The 23,593-nt window shown below is 36.3% G+C and carries 21 protein-coding genes; 20 read left to right on the plus strand and 1 reads right to left on the minus strand.

All coding sequences use genetic code 11. The features are described from left to right. Nucleotides 1-88: 88 nt before the first annotated feature. The 18 genes from sigW to ACTSKG_RS13690 all read left to right on the plus strand — a co-directional run bounded on the left by sigW (nt 89) and on the right by ACTSKG_RS13690 (nt 20,613). On the plus strand, nt 89-664 hold the full coding sequence (sigW, locus tag ACTSKG_RS13605) for an RNA polymerase sigma factor SigW (RefSeq protein WP_464755097.1): 576 nt from the start codon (nt 89-91) through the stop codon (nt 662-664). 12 nt (nt 665-676) lie between these two features. Further along, nucleotides 677-1,309, plus strand: a complete 633-nt coding sequence (locus tag ACTSKG_RS13610; protein WP_464755098.1) for a zf-HC2 domain-containing protein — start codon at nt 677-679, stop codon at nt 1,307-1,309. 114 nt (nt 1,310-1,423) lie between these two features. Beyond that, on the plus strand, nt 1,424-2,260 hold the full coding sequence (gene cdaA, locus ACTSKG_RS13615; RefSeq protein ID WP_464755099.1) for a diadenylate cyclase CdaA: 837 nt from the start codon (nt 1,424-1,426) through the stop codon (nt 2,258-2,260). Next, nucleotides 2,253-3,515, plus strand: a complete 1,263-nt coding sequence (locus ACTSKG_RS13620; protein WP_464755100.1) for a CdaR family protein — start codon at nt 2,253-2,255, stop codon at nt 3,513-3,515. Before cdaA ends, ACTSKG_RS13620 begins: the two co-directional genes overlap by 8 nt. A gap of 273 nt (nt 3,516-3,788) precedes the next feature. After that, entirely contained in the window at nt 3,789-5,141 is a 1,353-nt protein-coding gene (gene glmM, locus ACTSKG_RS13625; protein ID WP_464755101.1) for a phosphoglucosamine mutase, read from the plus strand. Between the two features lie 461 nt (nt 5,142-5,602). Then, nucleotides 5,603-6,568, plus strand: a complete 966-nt coding sequence (locus ACTSKG_RS13630) for a quinone oxidoreductase family protein (protein ID WP_464755102.1) — start codon at nt 5,603-5,605, stop codon at nt 6,566-6,568. 106 nt (nt 6,569-6,674) lie between these two features. Then, nucleotides 6,675-7,190: a type 1 glutamine amidotransferase domain-containing protein gene (locus tag ACTSKG_RS13635; RefSeq protein WP_464755103.1), complete on the plus strand. Its 516-nt coding sequence runs from the start codon at nt 6,675-6,677 to the stop codon at nt 7,188-7,190. 268 nt (nt 7,191-7,458) lie between these two features. After that, nucleotides 7,459-7,908: an Lrp/AsnC family transcriptional regulator gene (locus ACTSKG_RS13640; protein WP_464755104.1), complete on the plus strand. Its 450-nt coding sequence runs from the start codon at nt 7,459-7,461 to the stop codon at nt 7,906-7,908. Nucleotides 7,909-8,352: 444 nt separating this feature from the next. Continuing rightward, a complete protein-coding gene (nikB, locus tag ACTSKG_RS13645) occupies nt 8,353-9,294 on the plus strand; it encodes a nickel ABC transporter permease (protein WP_464755105.1) in 942 nt (313 codons plus the stop codon). A gap of 16 nt (nt 9,295-9,310) precedes the next feature. Beyond that, a complete protein-coding gene (locus ACTSKG_RS13650) occupies nt 9,311-10,207 on the plus strand; it encodes an ABC transporter permease (RefSeq protein WP_464755106.1) in 897 nt (298 codons plus the stop codon). Nucleotides 10,208-10,230: 23 nt separating this feature from the next. After that, nucleotides 10,231-11,787, plus strand: a complete 1,557-nt coding sequence (locus ACTSKG_RS13655; RefSeq protein ID WP_464755107.1) for an ABC transporter substrate-binding protein — start codon at nt 10,231-10,233, stop codon at nt 11,785-11,787. A gap of 8 nt (nt 11,788-11,795) precedes the next feature. Beyond that, a complete protein-coding gene (locus ACTSKG_RS13660; RefSeq protein ID WP_464755108.1) occupies nt 11,796-12,800 on the plus strand; it encodes an ABC transporter ATP-binding protein in 1,005 nt (334 codons plus the stop codon). Further along, nucleotides 12,775-13,788, plus strand: a complete 1,014-nt coding sequence (locus ACTSKG_RS13665) for an ABC transporter ATP-binding protein (protein ID WP_464755109.1) — start codon at nt 12,775-12,777, stop codon at nt 13,786-13,788. The genes ACTSKG_RS13660 and ACTSKG_RS13665 overlap by 26 nt, the downstream gene beginning before the upstream one ends. 22 nt (nt 13,789-13,810) lie before the next feature. Beyond that, nucleotides 13,811-15,415: a gamma-glutamyltransferase family protein gene (locus ACTSKG_RS13670; protein ID WP_464755110.1), complete on the plus strand. Its 1,605-nt coding sequence runs from the start codon at nt 13,811-13,813 to the stop codon at nt 15,413-15,415. Continuing rightward, complete coding sequence (locus ACTSKG_RS13675; protein WP_464755111.1) at nt 15,409-16,005, plus strand: chromate transporter; 597 nt, start codon at nt 15,409-15,411, stop codon at nt 16,003-16,005. Before ACTSKG_RS13670 ends, ACTSKG_RS13675 begins: the two co-directional genes overlap by 7 nt. Continuing rightward, on the plus strand, nt 16,002-16,529 hold the full coding sequence (locus tag ACTSKG_RS13680; protein WP_464755112.1) for a chromate transporter: 528 nt from the start codon (nt 16,002-16,004) through the stop codon (nt 16,527-16,529). Before ACTSKG_RS13675 ends, ACTSKG_RS13680 begins: the two co-directional genes overlap by 4 nt. A 955-nt stretch (nt 16,530-17,484) precedes the next feature. Further along, nucleotides 17,485-19,287 carry a glutamine--fructose-6-phosphate transaminase (isomerizing) gene (glmS, locus tag ACTSKG_RS13685; protein ID WP_464755113.1) on the plus strand — a complete coding sequence of 601 codons (1,803 nt, stop codon included), beginning with the start codon at nt 17,485-17,487 and terminating at the stop codon, nt 19,285-19,287. A gap of 537 nt (nt 19,288-19,824) precedes the next feature. Further along, nucleotides 19,825-20,613, plus strand: a complete 789-nt coding sequence (locus tag ACTSKG_RS13690) for a hypothetical protein (RefSeq protein ID WP_464755114.1) — start codon at nt 19,825-19,827, stop codon at nt 20,611-20,613. 382 nt (nt 20,614-20,995) lie between these two features. Here ACTSKG_RS13690 and ACTSKG_RS13695 read toward each other — a convergent pair whose 3' ends face one another. Beyond that, on the minus strand, nt 20,996-21,196 hold the full coding sequence (locus ACTSKG_RS13695) for a hypothetical protein (RefSeq protein ID WP_464755115.1): 201 nt from the start codon (nt 21,194-21,196) through the stop codon (nt 20,996-20,998). 330 nt (nt 21,197-21,526) lie between these two features. Here ACTSKG_RS13695 and ACTSKG_RS13700 point away from each other — a divergent pair, with 330 nt between their 5' ends. Then, nucleotides 21,527-22,888 (plus strand): ATP-binding protein, encoded by a 1,362-nt coding sequence (locus tag ACTSKG_RS13700; RefSeq protein WP_464755116.1) that lies wholly within the window; start codon nt 21,527-21,529, stop codon nt 22,886-22,888. Nucleotides 22,889-22,907: 19 nt separating this feature from the next. After that, complete coding sequence (locus tag ACTSKG_RS13705; RefSeq protein WP_464755117.1) at nt 22,908-23,585, plus strand: response regulator transcription factor; 678 nt, start codon at nt 22,908-22,910, stop codon at nt 23,583-23,585. Nucleotides 23,586-23,593: the final 8 nt, after the last annotated feature.

A 23,593-nucleotide genomic window follows, 5' to 3' on the forward strand; every position in this document is an offset into this window, starting at 1 on the left:
AAAATTAAATTAATATAAAAAAAATGAAACCTGTTGGAACCTTTACTCGTATAGGTAAGACAGCCGCAAAGAGCGGAGGGGAATCACCATGGATGCGTTAGTGAACAAACGAATAAAACAAGTGTTAAAAGGGGACAAAGACGCATTCGCGGAGATTGTGGACCTGTATCAGCAAAGACTTTTTCAAGTATGCTTCCGCATGTTAGGAAATCGTCACGAGGCAGAAGACATAGCCCAAGAAGCATTTGTGCGAGCTTTTATTAATATTCATACATTTGATCAAAAAAGAAAATTTTCCACTTGGCTGTACCGAATTGCGACAAATTTATGTATTGATCGTATAAGAAAAAAGAAGCCAGATTATTATTTAGATGCGGAAGTTGCGGGTACAGAAGGACTTAATATGTACTCTCAGATTGCTGCGGCAGAAGAGCTTCCGGAAGAAGAGTTGATGAAACTCGAACTACAAGATCGCATTCAATATGAAATAAGCCGATTACCAGACAAGTATCGTTCGGCAATTGTGTTGAAATATATGGAAGAATTATCTTTGCAAGATATAAGTGAGATATTGGAATTGCCACTTGGAACAGTTAAAACTAGAATTCATAGAGGCCGAGAAGCACTTAGAAAACAGTTAAGTAAACAGCCCAACTTTTTATAGGAGGTAATCACGATGAATGCGTGTCCAGAGCGAATTGTTCACTATATGCATGAATATTTAGATGGTGAAATAAGCCGTGAACATGAGCTTGAGCTTAAAACTCATTTGCAGTCATGCGTCGATTGTCAGAAGCATATGCATGAGCTTAGTGATGTAGTTGCCTTCATAAAAGGAGCAGCTCATGTAAAGGCTCCATCTAATTTTAAAAAATCGGTTATGGATAGACTTCCAAAAGAAAGATCTCATGCTGGTGTCAGTAGATGGTTGCGACGCCATCCAATTCTTACTGCAGCAGCGTTATTCTTTTTGTTAATGAGTAGTGCATTATTTTCTAATTTTAATGAAGAGCAACAATTTTCTTTTACAAAACAAGAAAACGTTATTGTAGAAGGAGAAACAGTCATTGTTCCTAAAGGACAGGTCGTAAAAGGTGACCTTGTTGTAAAAAATGGGGATGTTCGAATTGATGGTGAATTGGATGGGAATCTAACCGTTATCAACGGTTCTAAATATATGGCTTCCACAGCAGTTATTACAGGTAAAACAGAAGAAATCAATGAAGTATTTGACTGGCTATGGTTTCATATAAAAGATGGAGCCAAACAGGTTGTTTTATTTTTTGAAAAAGAAGAAAGCGTAAAATAACGAAAAGTCTATCCAAAAAATGGGTAGACTTTGTTGATTCAAGAAAGCGGAAAATTACTTAACTATGCTATACTTACATTGTATGGATTTGTGATGAAAAGTGGGGGATGCCACATGTCGTTTATGGAGCAATTTACGAATTTAATGCCAGTAAACGTAATTGTAAACATTTTAGATGTTTTATTCGTTTGGTTTGTAATATATAAAATAATTACCCTTGTAAAAGGAACGAAAGCGGTCCAATTATTAAAAGGGATTTTTGTCATTGTTGTAGCCCGTGTCGTCACAGACTTTTTAGGTTTGGATACACTTGGATGGATGCTAGAACAGGTTATTAATTTTGGATTTTTAGCGATTATTATTATATTTCAGCCAGAAATTAGAAGAGCACTTGAACAAATAGGTAGAGGAACACTCTTTTCGAGAAGTTCTATGCAAGAAGAGGAGGAACAGAGCCGTTTACTAGGGGCAATGACCAAATCTGTGAGCTATATGGCGAAACGCCGTATTGGAGCATTAATATCGATTGAAAGAGAAACTGGTTTAACGGATTATATTGAAACAGGAATTCCTTTAAATGCGAATATCTCATCCGAACTAATGATTAATATTTTCATTCCAAATACACCACTTCACGATGGTGCAGTGATCGTACAAAAAAATAAAGTAGCTTCTGCAGCATGTTATTTGCCGTTGTCCGAAAGTCCTTTCATCTCTAAAGAGCTTGGAACGAGGCATCGCGCAGCAATTGGTTTAAGTGAAGTAACTGATGCTATAACAATAGTTGTATCGGAAGAAACGGGAGCAGTAAGTTTAACATCGAACGGAGATCTCCATAGAAATTTATCCATGGAAGAATTTGAATCACACTTGAAACGTCTTTGGTTTGGACCAACGGAGGAACAAGTAACTTCTTCTAAATGGTTGTGGAGGGGGAAACAAAATGGATAAAATGATGGATAATCCATGGTTCTTACGAATAATTGCATTAGTTTTAGCAATTTTGTTATTCGTTTCTGTGAAATCCGATATCGAAAATACGAATATGAACGCGAGTGGAAAGTCAGTAGGTGTGCTCCCAGAGGTACCAGTAGAAGTATATTATGATGACGACAGTTTAGTTGTATCTGGCGTGCCAAAAACCGTTTCCGTAAACATAGAAGGCCCAAGTCAACTTGTGCTTTCAGCAAAGGTGATGAAGGACTACAAAGTATTTGTAGACTTAAGAAAGTTAGCAATCGGGGAGCATAGAGTGGCCATTTCAACTGAAAATTTCTCGGATAAATTAAAAGTTCGGACTGATCCAGTTTATGTAAACGTGGTTATTGAAGAACGAATCTCTAAACAATTCCGTGTAGACCCAGATATGAATGAAAGTCTGTTGGCAGAAAATCACGTTGTTAAGTCCTATGATGTTGAGCCTAAAATGGTTACAATTACAGGTGCAAAAAGTTTGATAAATAGCATAGGCTATGTAAAAGCTACGATCGCGGGAGAACAAGGGATTAATAAATCTTTTGAACAAGAGGCAAGTGTACGCGTCTTAGACAAAGACTTGAACAAATTAGATGTAACAGTCGAGCCAAAAACGGTACAGGTAAGAGTGAGAGTTGAAGAGTACAGTAAAGAAGTACCTTTAGCATTGATGGAGAAAGGTACACCAAAACAAGGTGTGACGATTAATAAACTAACCACTAATGTTCAAAATATAAAATTATTTGGTCCTCGATCAGTATTGGACAAAATTGAGAAGTTATTTGTGGATGTTGATGTAAGTAAAATAGAAGACGCTGGTGAATTTGATGTGAAGTTGACGGTCCCAGATGGGGTGACGAAAATGTCCCTAGACAAGATTAAAGTTGTAGGCGATGTGACACCTGCTCCAATAACAGAACCGCCAGTAGATGAAGAGACTATTTCGAGTGTGAGCGAAAAGTCTTTTGATCAAGTGGCAGTGGAAGTGAGGGGACTTCCAGATCAATTAGAAAGTGTTTTTCAAACACCTACAGACGGATTAGTTTCCGTGACAGCTAAAGGAACTCCTGAAGCATTAGATAAAATAACAAAGAGCAGTATTGCGCTTTATGTAGAAGCACAAAATGCTGAAATAGGAGAAAATTCGTTTCCGATAAAAATGGATGCACCTTCTAATGTTGAATGGGAAATGACTGCGTCCGAGGTAAAATTAACAGTTAAAGAAGCTTAACTTTCTCAGTAGGATTACCTTTGCCGAGAAACAGCAAAAGCACATGAAAAACGAGGTGTCAGATATAGAAGTCCCTGACATTTATAGATATAAGAACGAGTTACGAGATCACTACAATTCAATGAAGGGTAGCCTCGGTTGAATATAGTTAAATCTTACGACGCATGCCAAGATTTAGATATGTCTATCTAGCAGACTTAAAAAGATCTGGGCGTACTTAGTCGAGGCGTAATTAATAAGCAGGACAACAGGTTTTTAAGGAGAGAAGTTTAAATGGGAAAATACTTTGGTACTGATGGTGTAAGAGGAGTAGCAAACTCAGAATTAACACCGGAAATTGCTTTTAAATTAGGTCGAGTAGGCGGATACATTTTAACAAAGGGAGCAGAGAGTCGCGCAAAAGTTTTAATTGGTCGTGACACGCGTATATCTGGTCATATGTTAGAAGGTGCGCTTGTAGCAGGGCTTCTTTCTGTAGGAGTAGAGGTAATGCGTCTAGGTGTGATTAGTACACCAGGTGTTGCTTACTTAACTAGAGTAATGAGTGCAGATGCGGGAGTAATGATATCAGCATCTCATAATCCAGTGGCAGATAACGGTATCAAATTCTTTGGTTCTGATGGATTTAAACTTTCGGATGAACAGGAAGAAGAAATCGAGCAATTACTAGATGCAGAACTAGACGAATTACCACGTCCAACAGGTGCGGGAGTAGGATCTGTATCCGATTATTTTGAAGGTGGACAAAAGTATATTCAGTATTTAAAACAAACATTAGATGAAGAATTCGTTGGAATACATGTTGCGTTAGATTGTGCAAATGGTGCTACATCTTCCCTTGCCACACATGTTTTTGCGGATTTAGATGCTGACTTATCTACAATGGGAGCATCTCCGAATGGCTTGAACATTAATGATGGTGTAGGTTCGACACATCCCGAAGAGTTAGCAAAATTTGTTTTAGAAAAAGGTGCACATGTAGGACTCGCTTTTGATGGTGACGGTGACCGACTAATCGCTGTAGATGAAAAAGGCAATATCGTAGATGGTGACCAAATTATGTATATTTGTGCCAAGTATTTAAACGCACAAGGCCGATTAAATAAGAGCACGGTAGTATCTACTGTGATGAGTAATATGGGCTTCTATAAAGCTTTAGAAACACATGAAATGACAAGTGTTAAAACAGCAGTAGGAGATCGTTATGTAGTAGAAGAAATGAAAAAGAATGGCTATAATCTAGGCGGAGAGCAGTCTGGACATATCGTGTTCTTAGATTATAATACAACTGGTGACGGCTTACTGACTGGTTTACAGCTGGTGAATATTATGAAAATAACAGGAAAAAAACTTTCTGATCTTGCTTCAGAAATGACCATCTACCCTCAAAAACTAATAAATGTTCGCGTAACTGATAAGCACGCAGTAACACAAAATGAAAAAGTAGCGGCAATTATTAGTGAAGTGGAAGCTGAAATGGCTGGTAACGGCCGAGTTCTTGTAAGACCATCTGGAACAGAACCGCTTGTACGTGTCATGGTAGAAGCAGCAACTGAAGAAGAATGTGAAAACTATGTAAACCGAATCGTCGAAGTTGTAATAACAGAGATGGGTTTAGCTGAATAAAGAATAGATGAAAATCCAGCCTTATGCTGGATTTTTTATTTGAGAAAATAAAAAGCATGAGGATGGTGTAGGCTAGATGCACTTAAAGGCCGCTTGTGTTTTCTTAAAGAAAGTATTTGGATTATCGTCCTGCAAAACCAGTGTCCATAGTACTTTAAAGAATTAAATAATACAGCGGATTTCCGTTTCAGGTGGACGCTTTCCCTACAATCCATTAAGTGAGTAGTACCTATCAAGAAGATTTAGCCTAGCTATTGCTTTTTATAATTTTGATTTAGTTCTAACTAATGTACGGAGGATCTACATGTCATCTATCTTACTAAGAAATGATATTACTACGGATACACTACTTAAAAGTGCCAGGTGTCTTTTTGTACTGTTTTTCAAAGGCTAATTCTTTGTGCTTTAAACAAAGATTGTATACGATAGTTCATATATTTCAGTAGAAGAGGAGTAGTAAAGTGAAAGCACTTATTTTTGAGACGTTTGGTGGACCTGAAGTACTTCAATATAAGGAAGTTGCTAGACCGGCTATTAAGGAAAATGAGGTATTGGTTAAGACGAAGGCTATTGGATTGAATTTTGCTGATATTTATAGAAGAAAAGGAAACTATCATTTAGCTGGTAATCCACCTTTTATTTTGGGATATGAGGGCTCGGGTATAATAGAACAAATAGGTGTTGGTATTAAAACTCTGAAAGTCGGAGATCGTATTGCATTTGCAGATGTTCCATTTGCAAACGCTGAATTCGTCGCAGTTCCGATGGAAAAGGCAATTCCTTTACCAAATGAACTATCATTTGAAATAGCTACTTCTATTTTGTTACAAGGATTAACTGCTCAATATTTAACTAGCGACAGTTATAAAGTGAATGCTGGAGATACAATTCTAGTCCATGCAGCAGCTGGTGGAGTTGGGCAAAATCTTATTCAAATTGGGAAATTACTTGGAGCAAAAGTGATTGGACTTACATCTTCATTAGAAAAATCTGAAGTTGCCTATTCAATTGGAGCAGATCATGTTTTTTTATACAAAGATAATTGGAGTAATGAAGTAAAGGAAGTAACGAACGGTGTTGGAGTAGATGTTGTTTATGAGTCTGTAGGTTCCACTTTAGCAGAAAGTTTTGGAGTCACAAGAATAGGTGGTACTGTAGTGTTTTATGGAATGTCAGGTGGGGATCCGGCACTCGTTGATCCACGTATGCTGATGGACACATCTAAAACCTTAACTGGTGGAGATCTTTGGAATGTACTAACCTCCTTAGAGGAAAGAAAACGAAGATCAAAACAATTATTTGATTGGATTTTAGAAGGTAAAATAATACCGAAGGAGCCTACTACTTTTTCATTACAAGATGGTGCAAAAGCTCATAGCTTTTTGGAAAGTCGCAAAAGCATGGGTAAAATCCTGTTAATTCCTTAGCAGTTACTTGAAGAAATAGAGAAAAGGAATAATTCTCTCTGTTAAATGTTTACTCCGTTTATTTGGTGGAATAATAAGAGTGAACAAACAAATAGGGAGTGAGTAAATGGCTAAAGTAGCAACATTAATCACAAATATGTTTGAGGATGTAGAATACACAAGTCCCGCACAAGCATTAAATGACGCAGGACACGAGGTATTTATAATTGAAAAGGAAGCAGGAAATGAAGTAACAGGTAAGCAAGGCGAAGCTAATTTAAAAGTAGATTATAGTATTGATGAGGTAAAGCCAGAAGACTTTGATGCATTATTCATTCCTGGTGGATTTTCACCGGACATTTTACGTGCGGACGATCGATTTGTTGAATTTGCAAAAGCATTCATGGATGCTAAGAAACCTGTCTTTGCAATTTGTCACGGACCACAGCTCCTCATTACAGCAAAAACATTGAATGGAAGAGATGCTACAGGTTACAAGTCGATAAAAGTCGATTTAGAAAATGCCGGAGCCAAATTTCATGATGAAGAAGTTTTCGTTTGTGGTAAACAACTTGTAACAAGTCGTACGCCAGATGATTTGCCTGCTTTCAATAGAGAAATCTTAAAGTTATTGGAGAAGTAATAGAAAAGGTTGCCCATTTTATTCATAAGTGGGCAATCTTTTATTTATAATGAATTAAAAAATGGAAACTATTACATCCAGGGAGAATTTTTAAACTATTAAATTATAGTAAGTTTTATATATACGAATATGAATATTAAAGGTTTTTTAACTAATTGGAAATATTTCAACCGTAAGACTTACATTCTGTCTTTCAAAGTGCATTTTCACTTCCCAAAGTAAAGTATATTTCGTATAATATCTATACATGGTAGAAAGTGGGTGTTGTATGAATTTGGATGCTATTGACAAGCGTATATTAGAATTATTGACGGAAAATGGCCGTTTGTCTTACGTTGATATTGGTAAAGAACTTAACTTATCAAGAGTTGCTGTTCGAGAACGAGTGCACCAATTACAAAATGAAGGCGTGATAGAGAGATTCACCGTTGTTATTAATTCAGAGAAAGTAGGTAAAAATGTCTCAGGTTTCTTTGAAGTGGATTGTGAACCTTCCTCCCTCGTAAAGGTTGCTCAAAATCTTGCTGATAATCCAAGTGTAGCTAGCTGTTATCAAATGACGGGACCATCAACCTTACATATGCATGTATTGGTAGATGACTTTTCAAGTCTTGAAAAGTTTATTAATAAAGAGTTATATGCATTAGAGGGTATTACACGAGTGGAAAGTCATATTTTACTTAGAAGATTTAAAAGTCGTAGTGGATTAAAATTATAAATTCATAAAAAGGACATTCCGTATAGGGATGTCTTTTTTAATAGATAAAAACGCATATCCTTTTTTTACTTAGTAACTGTCTAGACTCCAACACCTGTGTTCATACGCAAAATTCGTCGGAGAAGTAAATACAGGTCAGATTTGATATAGGTGCCTGCACATTGCTTATTATTTTTATTATCGAAATGATTGAATCATTTGAGGAAATAAGTGTGGAATGCAAATACAAAAAGATAGATAAATCACTATAGATTATTCAAAACGTAATTAAATTTTATCTAGATTATTCATAATGTATTAATATTTCTAAAAAAATAAATTTATTTGAATATTCGTATAGATTTTTATTCTTTATTGTATTATAATCACAAATAACAAATACTAAACATTTGTTAATTAAAAATGCATATTCAATTAACATTTGTAAGAGAGTGAGGGGGATATATGATTGCTTTAATTGTAAGAAGAGGTGTACAACTTATTTTTTTATTGTTGGGTATTTCTTTTTTGGTATTTTCATCCATGTACATTGCTCCGGGTGATCCAGCTACTATGGTAGGAGGGCCAACAGCTACGGCAACAGATTTAGAAGCAATCCGAGACAACTTAGGTTTGAATGATCCGTTCCTTGTACAATATGGTCGATATTTAAAAAATGCAGTACAAGGTGACTTCGGCTATTCTTATCAATCGAAACAATCAGTATCAGAAGCGATTTCCATACGGTTCCCAAATACTCTAAAACTCGCGGTAGCTAGTATGGTAGTAGCAATCATAATTGGGATTATTGCTGGTTTAATATCCGCTTTAAAACATAATTCTTGGCTAGATGTAACATCTACCACTTTTGCTTTAGCTGGAATATCAATTCCAAATTTTTGGTTAGGTGCTTTACTAATATTAGTATTTGCGGTTAATTTACAGTGGCTTCCTGTAGGAGGACTCTCAGCACCTTTTTATACAACAGAAGGATTTAAACAGATGATTCTTCCGGCAATTACTTTAGGGACAAGTTCAGCAGCTATGATTGCAAGGATGACAAGGTCCTCTATTCTTGAAGTTGTAAAAGCTGATTATGTAAGAACTGCTCGGGCTAAAGGAGTTAAGGAGCGAAAAGTTATCTGGGTACATACTTTAAAAAATGCGATGATACCAGTAGTAACTGTGATCGGAGTCAATTTTGGTGCTTTACTGGGTGGAACAATTATTACTGAAAAAGTTTTCGCTATTAATGGTGTTGGAAGACTTATGGTAGATGCAATAGCAATGAGAGATTTCCCGATGGTACAGGCTTCCGTATTATTAGTAGCAACGTTGTTCGTTGTCGTTAACTTAGTTGTAGATATTGTATATACGTTTATTGATCCAAGAATTACCTATGAATAACGAGGGGAGGCTTCCTATGACGAATGCGATTATAACAACAGGTGTACAAACATCCGTGAATAAGAAAAGAGAGAAAGTGTACATCACAACAATCAAAAGACTATTAAAAAATAAACTATCAGTAATCGGTATTGTCATTATTTTAGGTTTAATCTTTATGGCATTGTTTGCACCTTTATTAGCTACATATAACCCTGTAAAACAGAGTCTTGTAGATAGTGAACTACCGATGTTTTCTAATGGACATTGGTTAGGAACAGATAACTACGGAAGAGATGTATGGTCACGTATCGTATATGGATCCAGAATTTCATTAATCGTCGGCTTTACAGCAGTTTCTTTAGGGTTACTTGGTGGGATTATTCTTGGTTTACTTGGTGGTTATTACAAAAAATTAGATGGAGTTGTTATGAGGATTGTGGATTTACTATTCTCATTCCCAGGTATTCTATTGGCTATGTTAATTATTGCGATCTTAGGTACTAGTCTTGTAAATGTTGCGATAGCGATAAGTATATGGTCAATTCCAAGCTGTGCACGTATTGTAAGGGGGTCAGTTCTCTCTATTAAACAAAAGGAATACATCATGGCATTGAGGTCTTTAGGAGCTTCTGATTTACGTATTATGGTTCGTCACATATTGCCAAATGCTTTTGCTCCAATAATTGTTTTTGCAACAATGCGAATGGGGACTGCAATACTTTCTACAGCCTCACTTAGTTATTTAGGTTTAGGTGCTCAACCACCTTCACCGGAATGGGGTGCAATGATTTCTCAAGGCCAAAATTATATGTGGACATCTCCACATTTAACTATTGTTCCGGGAATAGCAATTATGCTAACGGTTTTTGCTTTTAATGTAGTAGGAGACGGATTAAGAGATGCATTAGATCCAAACATGGACATCCAATAAAAATAATAACTGGGGGAATAGAAATGAAAAAGAATATGTTATTAGTTGTTTTGTTTATTTTGTCAATCGTTTTAGCAGCATGTTCAAGCGGCGAATCCGCATCTGCACCAAAAAATACTGAGGGTACGAGTAGTGAAAAGCCGGCAAATAATAAAACCTTTACTTATGCTTCAACTTCGGATGCAGTAGGATTATCTCCTATTTTGATGAATGATTCACCATCGGCTAATATAACGGAGCAAGTATATGAACAATTATTCCAACGAAATGTGGATACAATGGAATTTGAACCTAAATTAGCAGAGTCTTATGAAACCCCAGATGAAAACACTTGGGTTATTAAACTAAAAGAAGGAATTAAGTTCCATGATGGAACACCTTTCAATGCTGAGGCTGTGAAATATACATTTGATAAATTACGTGATCCTGCAACGGCAGCACCTCGTGCATCATTATTAGAACCAGTAGATACAATTAATGTTTTAGATGAATATACAGTGGAAATAAAAACTAAATATCCGTATGGTGCATTTTTAGCATCTCTTTCACATACCAATGCGGCTATTGTTAGTCCAACAGCAGATCAAAAACAAGATTTAATGAAAGAACCAATTGGTACTGGACCATTTAAATTTGTGAGTTGGACTCCAGGAGACCAAATTGTATTAGAAGCAAACGAAGAATATTGGGATGGTGCTCCGGAGTTAAAGAAAGTAATTTATAAAGTAGTACCTGAAATATCAACAGCAATATCTATGCTACAAACAGGGGAAGTTCAATTTATTGATAACTTACCAACGGAACAAATTAAACGCTTAGAATCTTTGGATAATGTAACTATCGATAAAATAGATGGATCACCGGTTTATTATTTAGCTTTTAATCATTTAAGAGAAATAAATCAAGATCCCGAATTCCGTGAAGCAGTGGCGGCAGCGATTGATCGTGATGCTTTTGTTTCTAAATTAAATGGACTAGGGGTTCGAAGTGATAGTGTCATCGGACCTAAAGTTTTTGGATATGATGCGTCAGCAGATAAAGCAGGAACTCCTTATGATTTAGAAGTTTCAAAAACTCTGGTTGCGAAAAACGGATACGGAAATAAACCAATAAAATTATTAACTGCAAATCGTGCTAATTTTATATTGATGGCTGAAATAGTTCAAGCTCAATTAACAGAAGCGGGATTTAATGTAGAAATTGAGTCAATGGAATGGGCTACATTTTTAGATACGGCTCGTGCAGGAGATTATGATCTTACATTCTTAAGTTGGTCCAATGTAACAGGAGATGGATCTGAGTTGTTGTATCCAAACTTCCATAGCGATAATGTAGGATCTTCAAACCGTGCTCAGTATAGTAATCCAGCATTTGATCAACTAGTTGAAAAATCCCGTACAACAATTGACCAAGATGAAAGAAAAGCATTATTAGACAAAGCAAATAAAATGATGATTGAAGAAAATGCAGTTGTAGTAATGTATCACGGAATTGTCACAGCAGCACTAGACAAAACATACAAAGGCCTGGAATTAGATCCAAACGGTAAGTGGTACTTAAAAAATATAACTGGGAAGTAGGTTAGATAATGCGGGAGACATTACTGGAAGTAAATCATTTAGTAACTGAATTTCGCACAGCAGAAGGAGATGTACAAGCTGTGCGAGATGTCTCCTTCTCTATTGCAAAAGGAGAGACATTGTGTATTGTTGGGGAGTCTGGTTGTGGGAAAAGTATTACATCTTTATCGGTTATCGGTCTGCTTCCAAGTAACGGGAAGATTGCGGCAGGTGAGATTAAATACGAAGGCAAGGAAATACATAACCTACCTTACGAAGAAATGAGAAAAATGCGTGGTACCAAGATATCGATGATTTTTCAGGAACCTATGACTGCACTAAATCCAGTTTTGACAGTAGGATATCAACTACGGGAACCATTAATGCTACATCATAAGATAAGTAAAAGAGAAGCAACAAAACAAGGGATAGAATTATTAGAACAAGTCGGCATCCCTTACCCTCAAAAACGTATGAATCAATACCCACATGAACTTAGTGGTGGTATGAGACAACGTGTAATGATTGCAATTGCACTTGCTTGTCATCCTGGATTACTAATTGCGGACGAACCAACAACCGCGTTGGATGTAACTATTCAGGCTCAAATTTTAGAATTGATAAATGAATTAAAAGAAAAGCTTAACATGGGTGTTATGCTGATTACGCATGATATGGGCGTTGTTGCGGAAGTAGCAGATAAAGTAATGGTTATGTACGCTGGTAAAAAAGTAGAAGAAGGGCGAGTAGCAGATATATTTGATAATCCAAAGCACCCTTATACAATTGGTTTATTAAATTCAGTACCTAACGTAGATGATCCGGACTTTGAATTAGAGCCTATACCTGGCTCTCTTCCTAGCCTTCAAGAAAAGATTGTTGGATGCAGATTTCATCCGAGATGCAAATTTGCTACAGATAAATGTCATGAAATAGCACCACCAGAATTTAGCGCAGACCAAGGACATATTGTTAGTTGTTGGTTATATGAAGAGGAGGAAGTTAAAGATGGTCAATTTGTCCTCCAAAGCTGATCAAAAAATCCTCTTACGATTAGAAGGAGTAAAGAAGTATTTTCCTATTAAAGGTGGAGTATTAAAGCGTGTACAAGGTCATGTGAAGGCAGTTGAAGAAGTCTCTCTTAATCTGTATGAAGGGGAGAGTCTTGGGATAGTTGGGGAATCAGGTTGTGGAAAATCAACTTTAGGTCGTGCAATTTTAGGTCTGGAAGAGTTAACAGAAGGTAAAGTTATTTTTCGAGATGAAGAAATACAAGGATTAAAAAGAAAAGAAAAGCTAAAATTCGTAAAAGAAATGCAAATGATTTTTCAAGATCCATTTGCATCACTGAATCCTAGACAACGAATTGGTCATGCATTAGAAGAAGTGTTTACAATGCATACTAATATGACGCAAAAAGAGAAACGATCTGCTGTAATTGATTTGTTAAACGAAGTTGGTTTGAAGGAAGAACATTATGAACGATATCCACATGAATTTAGTGGTGGACAAAGACAACGTATCGGTATTGCAAGAGCTATTGCTTTAAATCCTTCATTTGTCATTTGTGATGAGGCAGTATCTGCATTAGACGTCTCAGTCCAAGCGCAAGTTTTGAAGTTGTTAAAATCTTTACAAGAGAAGTATCAATTATCATATTTATTTATATCACATGATTTAGGTGTTGTACGATATTTTTGTGATCGTGTTTTGGTTATGTATTTGGGTAATACGGTCGAGCTTGCTACTGTGGAGAATTTATTTACCAATCCAATTCATCCATATACTCAAGCCTTATTATCCGCAATTCCTCGTCCATCTGTAAATGCGAATAAAAATCGAATTAGATTACAGGGAGATCTACCAAATCCAGCAAATCCACCTTCTGGGTGTCCATTTCATACAAGATGTCCTATTGCTCAAGAGATATGTAATAGTAAAAAACCTACCTGGGAACAAGTGGAAGAAGGCCATTTTGCCGCGTGTCATTTTGCTGGAACAAAAATATTAAACGGTATATGAAAAGATTTAGAGGAGGAACAACATGGATTACTTACATCACCCATTTGCAGCAAAACGACATACCGTTTTCGCTAAAAAAGGAATGGTTGCAACATCGCAGCCATTAGCAGCTCAAGCAGGAATTGAAATCCTCCAAAAAGGCGGAAATGCCATTGATGCAGCAATCGCGACTGCAGCAGCTCTTACAGTAGTAGAACCAACTTCAAACGGAATTGGTGGAGATGCATTTGCGTTAGTTTGGACTAAAGATAAGCTTCATGGGTTAAATGCATCAGGTCCATCACCTTTGTCGATTACTGCTCAAAAAATCAGAGAAAAAGGCCATGAAAAAATGCCGGTATATGGAGTTATTCCAGTAACGGTACCTGGTGTTCCATCTGCGTGGGCAGAGTTATCAGAAAAATTTGGGAAACTTCCACTTAAAGAAGTCTTAATCCCTGCGATTAGATATGCAGAAGAGGGATATCCTTTAACTCCGATTCTAGGGAAGTACTGGAAAAACGCATATGAAAAATTTAAAGACACCTTCTCTTCAGAAGAATTTTCATCGTGGTTTAAGACGTTTGCACCAAACGGAAGGGCTCCGGAAATAGGAGAAATTTGGTCTTCACCAGATCATGCGAAAACGTTACGTGCGATCGGTGAAACGAATGGTCGTGATTTTTACGAAGGTGAAATTGCAACTAAAATTGATGCTTTCATGAAGAAGCATGATGGTTACTTGTCAAAGGAGGATTTGGCTTCGTATAAACCTGAATGGGTTGAACCAATCTCTGCTAATTATCGTGGATATGATGTTTGGGAGATACCGCCAAATGGACAAGGAATGGTTGCGCTTATGGCTTTAAATGTATTTAAGCAATTGGCGAAACCAGAATGGCAAAGTGCGAATGTAGTTCATCAACAAATTGAAGCGATGAAATTAGCGTTTACGGATGGAAAAGCATTTATTACCGAATTAGAAGCAATGCCGATAAGTGTGGATCATTTACTATCAGAAGAATACGCAAAAGAACGAGCAAACACTATTCATGAAGAGGCGATTGATCCAGCACCATATGAATTGCCTAAAGCTGGAACCGTTTATTTAGCTACAGCTGATGAAGAAGGGAATATGGTTTCTTACATTCAAAGTAATTATATGGGGTTTGGCTCAGGAATCGTAGTACCTGGCACAGGGGTAGCTTTACAAAATCGAGGACATGATTTTTCTTTAGATGAGTCTCATCCAAACCTACTGAAGCCAGGGAAACGGTCGTACAACACAATTATTCCAGGATTTCTAACAAAGGATGGAAAAGCAGTTGGACCCTTTGGAGTAATGGGGGGTTATATGCAGCCACAAGGTCATTTTCAAATTGTCACAAATACAGTCGATTATTTATTGAACCCACAAGCAACTCTTGATATGCCAAGATGGCAATGGATAAAAGGGAAAACAGTACATGTGGAACCTGAGTTTCCGAACTATCTTGTCCAAAGCTTAGCGAGAAAAGGTCATGATATTCATGTTGCAGCGGATACTGGAAGTTTTGGGCGTGGACAAATTATTTGGAGAAATGCAGAGACAGGTGTTCTTCAAGGTGGAACTGAGTCCCGAACGGATGGAGCTATAGCGGTTTGGTAAAACGTAATGCAACGAAGAACAAATCCGAGCGTCCAGATCGCGTTCTTCAGAGGGATATTAGTATTGCCTTTTTCCGTTCAGGAATTCTTGGATTCGGAGGGGGTCCATCTTCTATACCACTCGTTCATCAAGAGGTTGTGAAGAAATATGGCTGGATGGATGAAGATGAATTTGGAGACACCCTTGCGCTTGCGAATACGTTGCCTGGTCCAATTAACACAAAAATGGCAGGGTATATCGGCTATCGAATAGCGGGTATATGGGGTTGTTTAAATGCAATTATTGTAACCGTAATTCCGACTGTTTTGATGATGATTTTATTATTGGGATTAATACAAAAATATAAGGATATTCCGAAGGTGCAAAATATGTCTACAGCGGTAATACCGATAGTAGCTGTATTGCTTGGTCAATTAACATGGGACTTTATAAAGAAATCAGGAGAATCTCTTGGTTGGTTAAAGGCGCTTTTGTTAATAGCTTTTTCATCTGTATTAATAGAAGTGTTACATATTCATCCTGCCATTGTCATTTTAGCGTGCATAGTCCTTGTGTTCGCTCCCTTGCTTAAAAGGAGGAAGAAAATATGATTTATTGGCGTATATTTTTAGCGTTTTTTATTCCAGGTATATTAGGCTATGGAGGAGGCCCAGCCTCTATACCATTAGTGGAACATGAAGTAGTAGGGAAATATGGCTGGATGACAACACAGGAATTCAGTGAAGTAGTCGCTATTGGAAACTCTTTGCCTGGTCCAATTGCCACGAAAATGGCAGGTTATATTGGTTATACAGAAGGTGGAATATTAGGTTCCTTCATCGCGATGTTTGCCACTATAGCACCAACTTTAATATTAATGATTGGTATGATGGCCATTTTATTAAAGTATAAAGATGCTCCGGAAGTAAAAAACTTAACGAAATTTATTCGACCAATTATCGCCGTTTTACTTGGATTTATGACTATACAATTTGCTCAAGAGTCTGTAGTAGGACTGGGGATGTGGAGTTCAATCATACTATTAGCTGCAAGCGGGTTATTATTAGTAAAATTCAAAGTTCATCCCGCATTTGTTATTCTATTAGCTTTAATATATGGTGCGATTACCGGTTAACCAAAAAACTACATAAATGTGGCTCTTTCAGACAGACTAAATAAAACTCAGTCCGGAAAAAGATACTCGCTTTCCGCGGACGAACCATCGTTCCTCCTGGGCCAACACGATGTTGGTCATGAAGGAGCAGGATGGCCATTAGCCTTACTTCCTTATTTCACGCTTCGTGCGTGGTCTAGTTGGTCCGTTCTTCCGCAGAAGTCCCGCATCTTTTTCCTTTATCGGTTTATCAAGGTCTGTTCTGTGATGAAGTCAATAAATCTATAGAATAGCAAGACAAATAAATGTTATTTTAAAAGGTTTCGGATTTTAGCATTCACGAATCTATTGGTCTTCAACCTGAAAGAGCCGCGAATACGTGGCTCTTTTTGTGTAGCAAAAAGTATATTGTTATAGCATTTATAGAAAGAGTACTTAATTGACTATCGTATTTAATTTAAGTATGATAGAGATGCTGATTTTAAGTTGTCATACCTCTTGTATGAACATACATTACAGTAACCGCGTAGAAATGGAGGGACAAGAAACGCGTAAAAAATAGGAAAACAATTATAGCGCCAGAGCTGAAGAAATTGGACGGAAATGTATCTTCAGCAGACGAGGTGGAGGTTATCGAACTTTCGGCGGATGCCTCCCGACCGTATTTGCCCGGTTGTTATTCTTTTTCATAAACCATACGAGTGATTGTATGACAGAGGGGAAAAGAAGGCATTCTTAGCTTAATGAGCATTGTGTAGGTACTTAGGAAAAACAAACTCTTTATTCGGAGATAGAGCTTCAGACTGATTGAAAACGCTTGTCAGTCGAGGTAACCTAAATTCGCGACATCCATGTCGCAACGGTTGCATGTCCCACATCGTGTGGGCCTGCGCTATTTTAACGTAGAATGTGAGCGTTTTTCAACAGTCTGAAGCATGCTTATTTAGACATGAATGTATATGGAGGAAATATGATTATGTGTGGAATTGTAGGATATATTGGAGAAGCAGATGTAAAGGAAATTTTGTTAAATGGTTTAGAAAAATTAGAGTACCGTGGATATGATTCTGCGGGGATTGCTGTGTTAAATAAAGACGGCGTAGTCGTTTTCAAAGAAAAAGGACGTATTGCTGATTTACGTGATGTAGTAGATGAAGATGTAGATGCGAAGCTTGGAATTGGTCATACACGTTGGGCAACTCACGGTGTCCCAAACCAACTAAATGCACATCCACATCAAAGTACAACAGAACGTTTCACGCTTGTGCATAATGGTGTTATTGAAAACTATCATTTAATGAAAAAAGCGTATTTATCTAATGTAGAAATGGCATCTGACACGGATACAGAAGTAATTGTTCAGCTTATTGAGAAATTCTCACAAGACGGACTTTCTACAGTAGATGCACTTAGAAAAACATTGCATCTTATTCACGGATCGTATGCACTTGCCCTATTGGATAAAGAAGACAAAAATACGATCTATGTAGCAAAAAATAAATCACCACTATTAGTAGGAATTGGTGATGGATTTAATGTTGTAGCATCTGACGCTATGGCAATGCTACAAGTTACGGAGCATTATGTAGAGCTTCACGACCAAGAAATTGTAATCGTACAAAAAGATTCTGTTGAAATTCAAAAACTAGACGGAACAAAAGTAAAACGTGCACCGTACAAAGCAGAACTTGATATGAGTGATATTGAAAAAGGAACATATCCTCACTATATGCTTAAAGAAATGGATGAACAGCCTGCTGTAATCCGTAAAATAATTCAAGCTTACCAAAATGAACAAGGCGAGCTAACAATAGATCAAGCTATTTTAAATGCATTTCATGATGCAGACCGCTTATACATTATCGCAGCGGGAACAAGCTATCATGGTGGATTGATCGGTAAAGAATATTTTGAAAAAATTGCTGGTATTCCAGTAGAAGTGCATATTTCTAGCGAATTCGGGTACAACATGCCACTTCTATCAGAGAAACCATTGTTTATGTTCCTTACACAATCTGGTGAAACTGCAGATAGCAGACAAGTACTTGTGAAAATAAAAGAAAAAGGTTACCCAACGATTACAATGACAAACGTACCAGGGTCAACACTTTCTCGCGAAGCAGACCATACATTACTACTTCATGCTGGTCCTGAAATTGCAGTTGCATCTACAAAGGCTTACGTTGCTCAAGTCGCAGTATTAATGGTGACAGCTTCTGTATACGCTCAATCTCAAGGGAAAACACTAGACTTTGATGTTGTAAAAGAGCTAGGAATTGCTGCAAATGCAGTGCAAGCAATAGTAGATTCTAAAGAAGAAATGGAACAAATCGCTACAGAATTTTTAGCAACAACTAGAAATGCATTCTTCATCGGACGAAACATCGACTTCTATGTAAGTTTAGAGGGTGCACTAAAACTAAAAGAAATTTCATATATTCAAGCAGAAGGCTTTGCAGGCGGAGAACTAAAACACGGTACAATCGCTCTAATCGAAGACGGAACACCGATTTTCGCCCTAGCAACTCAACAAGCAGTGAGCCTAAACATACGTGGAAACGTAAAAGAAGTAGTTGCACGTGGCGCAAACCCATGCATTATTGCTATGGAGGGTCATGAAGAAGAAGGAGACCGCTTCGTACTTCCAAAAGTACAGGAGCTATTCGCTCCACTGGTAGCAGTAATTCCTCTTCAACTGATCAGTTATTACGCAGCATTGCATAGAGGTTGTGACGTGGATAAACCAAGAAACTTGGCTAAGTCGGTAACGGTGGAATAAATTAGAATTTGGGATTTATGAACATTGTTGTATCGAAAAAAAGATTGTTACTTGAAAAAAAAGATTGTTACTTGAAAAAAAAGTTCGTTACTTAAGTGAATTAATAATAAGACTGTCCGTTGACATTAAAGTAAGTAACTTTACATTATAGTTGGTTACTGTTGTAGAATTATATATAAGTTTGATAAAAACAGCTTGATGATTAATAAATCACAAGCTGTTTTTTATTTCTAATGTAATTTCCAAAAAAGATCGTTAGGTAGCTTTGAAATAAAGTCGAACTGTTTAAAATAAGGTTGAATAAAAACAGTTACTAATAAACTGAATCGTAGTCTGTTTTTATTTACCACTTCATGTAGAATTTAAAGTGAGAAACTAATCAAGGAAAGGGCAGATGAAAGGAGGATCAATGACAAAACCCATGGAAATTTATAAGAATGCAGCTATTTCGTTTTCCGAGTTCTTTTTACAAATTAATTTTAGAGGAGTTAGAAGAACAATAAATATTTCTATATAACAATTAGGAAGGTGAGTTATGTGACAGAATACTATGCAGTTAGAAATGGTCATATTAATATTGAAGAAATTAAAATATCCTTCAAGAAGTTTAGCGAGTTTTTTATTGATACTTATTTGTATTTTGAAGAGAAAGGTTATTTTAAGTTAGCTTTTTTTGGCAACCACAGTACTCCTAGATTAATGGCTCCTAGTCCTGAAGCGTACATGTTTAATCATGTAGGTTTAAAGAATATATTTCCTATTGATCATGATTATAGACAAAATAAAGAGACTACCTTTACATTGATAGAAGTTTTACATAAGTACATTCGAAAGATAGATGGATTCGATATTTATTATTATGACGAGCCACAACGAGAGTTTAGAGAACTTATCAATAAGTATCTTATTTGTTTAGAAGACGGCTATTTGTTGACAGAGAATGGCTACATAATTGACTTGCCAGAGGATGGAGTGGGACATCTCATAACGCAAGATTTACCAGAGACTACCGATGACTCAACAACGGAAAAGGTTGAAACGGCTATTAAAATGTTCTTCAAATACGATTCAAATGAGGCTGAAAAGATGAAAGCTATTAATATTCTAGCTGATATTCTGGAGCCGTATAGAAAAGAATTAGAAAAAGTAACTACGCAAAAGCATGATGCAATGATTTTCGCAATTGTAAACAATTACGGTATACGACATAACAAGATTACCGAAAAGACAGATTATGACAAACCAATATGGTACGAGTGGATGTTCCATTATTATTTAGCGACGGTACATGCTACATTGAAACTAGAATTAAAAAAGAGTAAGTAAGGGGGCCATTTGAAAGATTTGATTTATGAAATAATAAGGACAATGATCAATCTTTTTTATAAAACCTGTTCTTAATACAATAAATTGAAGAAGTCATTCTGATTAGTTTTTGTTCAAAATGGCTTCTTTTTTCTTGCAACAAAATATGCGCTTTAAGACGATTTTAATCATGTAGCATTGAAATAAAGTTTGATTAAAAGTTCCTCTTCAAAATCCTCATATTAGCGTAAATAAAAGAATCCATTTTTTAAAAATACATTGATCAAAATGGCTTCTTTCGTTATGTTTTGGTTAAGATTTTTATAAAAAAGTTTGATTATTTCTAGTGTTCCTTGTGCGCTCAGATAAATATTCTCTAAGCGTTTTTTCATGTTATTTACAATTAGAATGTTAATTCGTTATATTCAACCCACTTTTCTCTTTCTCGCTCTACTGCTCGATTTTGCCACTCAAACCAAACAATTGAACATTCGCTACAATGACTGTCTACACCACTATTATTGTACATATCTCTACGTGTAAATAAGGACCTTTTACGGCAGTTGTAGCAATAAATTATTTTGTCTTCACTTTTTATTGTCATAATTTCTCTTAACCTCCAATATGCAATAATTATTGTCTATTACTTAGCTACTTATTCTTAGTTCAAATAATTTTGCTAAATAGAGTAGACAGTTCATAATTATTTTGGAGAATAAATAAAACTGATTAGCATACCTAACCAGTTCACATCATGAGTAAGTTATCTTAGAACAATATTAAAAGGGATAGATGTCAAAAAAAATGTATAGAAACAAAGGTGTTTATAAAAATAATTAAAAACTGTTTTATAACCACTTGTATTAAGTATCTGCATATTTTCTTCATATTTATTCTCTATAATATTTTCAGAGGAGAAGGGGCGAATGATCGTATGAACAGAATCTCAACAAAGTTAACAGCTTCCTTTTTCATTGTTGTACTAATAATGGAGACATTTCTTATTTTTTATCTCCATAAAAGTATTATTCATACAAGAATTCAGGAAGAATTTAACCGATTGCTGGAAAGTGGATCGAATCACAGGGATGTACTTGTAGAATACTATTCCGATACAACGATGAAACATATCGTATTGATGGAAAAAGGCGGAGGTAGAGAAGTTGTTATTACGGATAACAAAGGTAATATCCTACATAGCTCGGTTGAAAACATTACGTCACAAAAAGCATTTCTTCCTCTTATAAAAAATCTTGATCTGAAAGCTGATAAGATATTGATTTCAGATTGGAAAGAGTCTCCTTATATTATTAGTGCACACCCTTATAAAGTAAAAACTGGCCAATCTGGTTATGTTGTTATGTTTCAAAGCACAGGGTCTATTGAACAATTGGTGGGTAAGTTGAACTTGCATTTTGGGATGGCGGGTGGGACGAGTGTTATTGTATTATTTATCGTTTATGCGGCCTTATCTAGATTTCTCACAAGGCCATTAATTCACATGAAAGAAGCAACTGAGAAGTTAAGTAAAGGCGATTTTGATGTGAGTCTACCATTTATCGGTAAAGATGAACTTGGAGAGTTATCAGGTTCCATTCAAAAGCTAGCCAATGATTTAGAAAGGTTAAAAGCAGAGAGGAATGAGTTTCTAGCGTCAATTTCTCATGAATTGAGCACGCCTCTGACATATTTAATCGGGTATTCGAAAGTAGCCATGAGAGAAGGAGTGAGTGAGAAGGAACGAGAACATTATCTTACAATAATCGCAGAAGAGTCAGATCGAATGAAAGAACTTGTTAAAAATCTATTAGATTTAGCAAAAGTGGATGAGAATACTTTTACCGTTTCAAAGGAATACTTTGAGGTACGGCCGTTTTTTGAGAATGTTGTCAAACTCGTTGGACCTTCTTTTGCACTGAAGAATCTTAAACTTAATCTTGTAAGTGAAGAAAACTTTCAAGTCCATGCTGATCCTTTGCGATTAGAGCAAATTGTATTGAATTTACTCGACAATGCTTTGAAGTATTCTAAAGAAAATACAACTGTTACATTGAAGGTTTTAAAAAAAGATAATAAAACTATCATTTCAGTAATAGATTTGGGAATTGGGATTCCTTCTGAAGAAATTGAATTCATTTTTGAAAAGTTATACCGTGTAGAAAAATCACGGTCACGTTCATTCGGCGGTTCGGGTATAGGACTTGCCGTCGTTAAGGAATTGGTTGAAGCACATGGAGGTAACATTGAAGTCGAAAGTATCTTGGGTAAAGGGAGTACATTTAAATTAGAAATATAAGAGGAGGCTTTTAGAATATATGCGGACAATTTTAATTGTTGACGATGAAAAGAGGATGCTAAATCTAATTGAATTATTTCTCACACCGCTTGGATTCAGATGTATCAAGGAAACAAATGGAAAGAATGCGATAGAGATACTTAAGAATGAGAAAATTAATCTTGTCCTATTAGACATCATGATGCCGGAGATCAACGGATGGGAAGTATGTGAGAAAATACGTGAATTTTCTAATGTACCGGTTATTATGCTTACGGCAAGATCCGATAAGTTGGATTTAGTTAAAGGGTTAAATACAGGTGCTGACGACTATATTACGAAACCTTTTGATGAAAGAGAATTGGTAGCAAGAGTAAATGCCATTTTACGTCGTTTAGCTGAAAATGAATCAGAAGAAGCTACGATTATTTACGAGGGTTTTAAGCTAGATAGAGAGACGTACTCGTTACGATATAGTGATATAATAGTACAACTCACATTAAAAGAGTTCTATATTATTCAAACATTAATTACCCGCCCTAAAAAGACGTATACACGTGAAGAGCTATTGGATGCTGCATGGGAATATAACACGTATACGGATATAAGAACAGTAGACTCACATATTCGGAATTTAAGAGAAAAATTAAAAAACAAGGGGTTTCCTATCGATGAATTTCTTAAAACTGTATGGGGAATCGGATATAAATGGAGCTAAAGGAGAAG

It is taken from the genome of Psychrobacillus syltrankelensis (genome assembly GCF_055454035.1).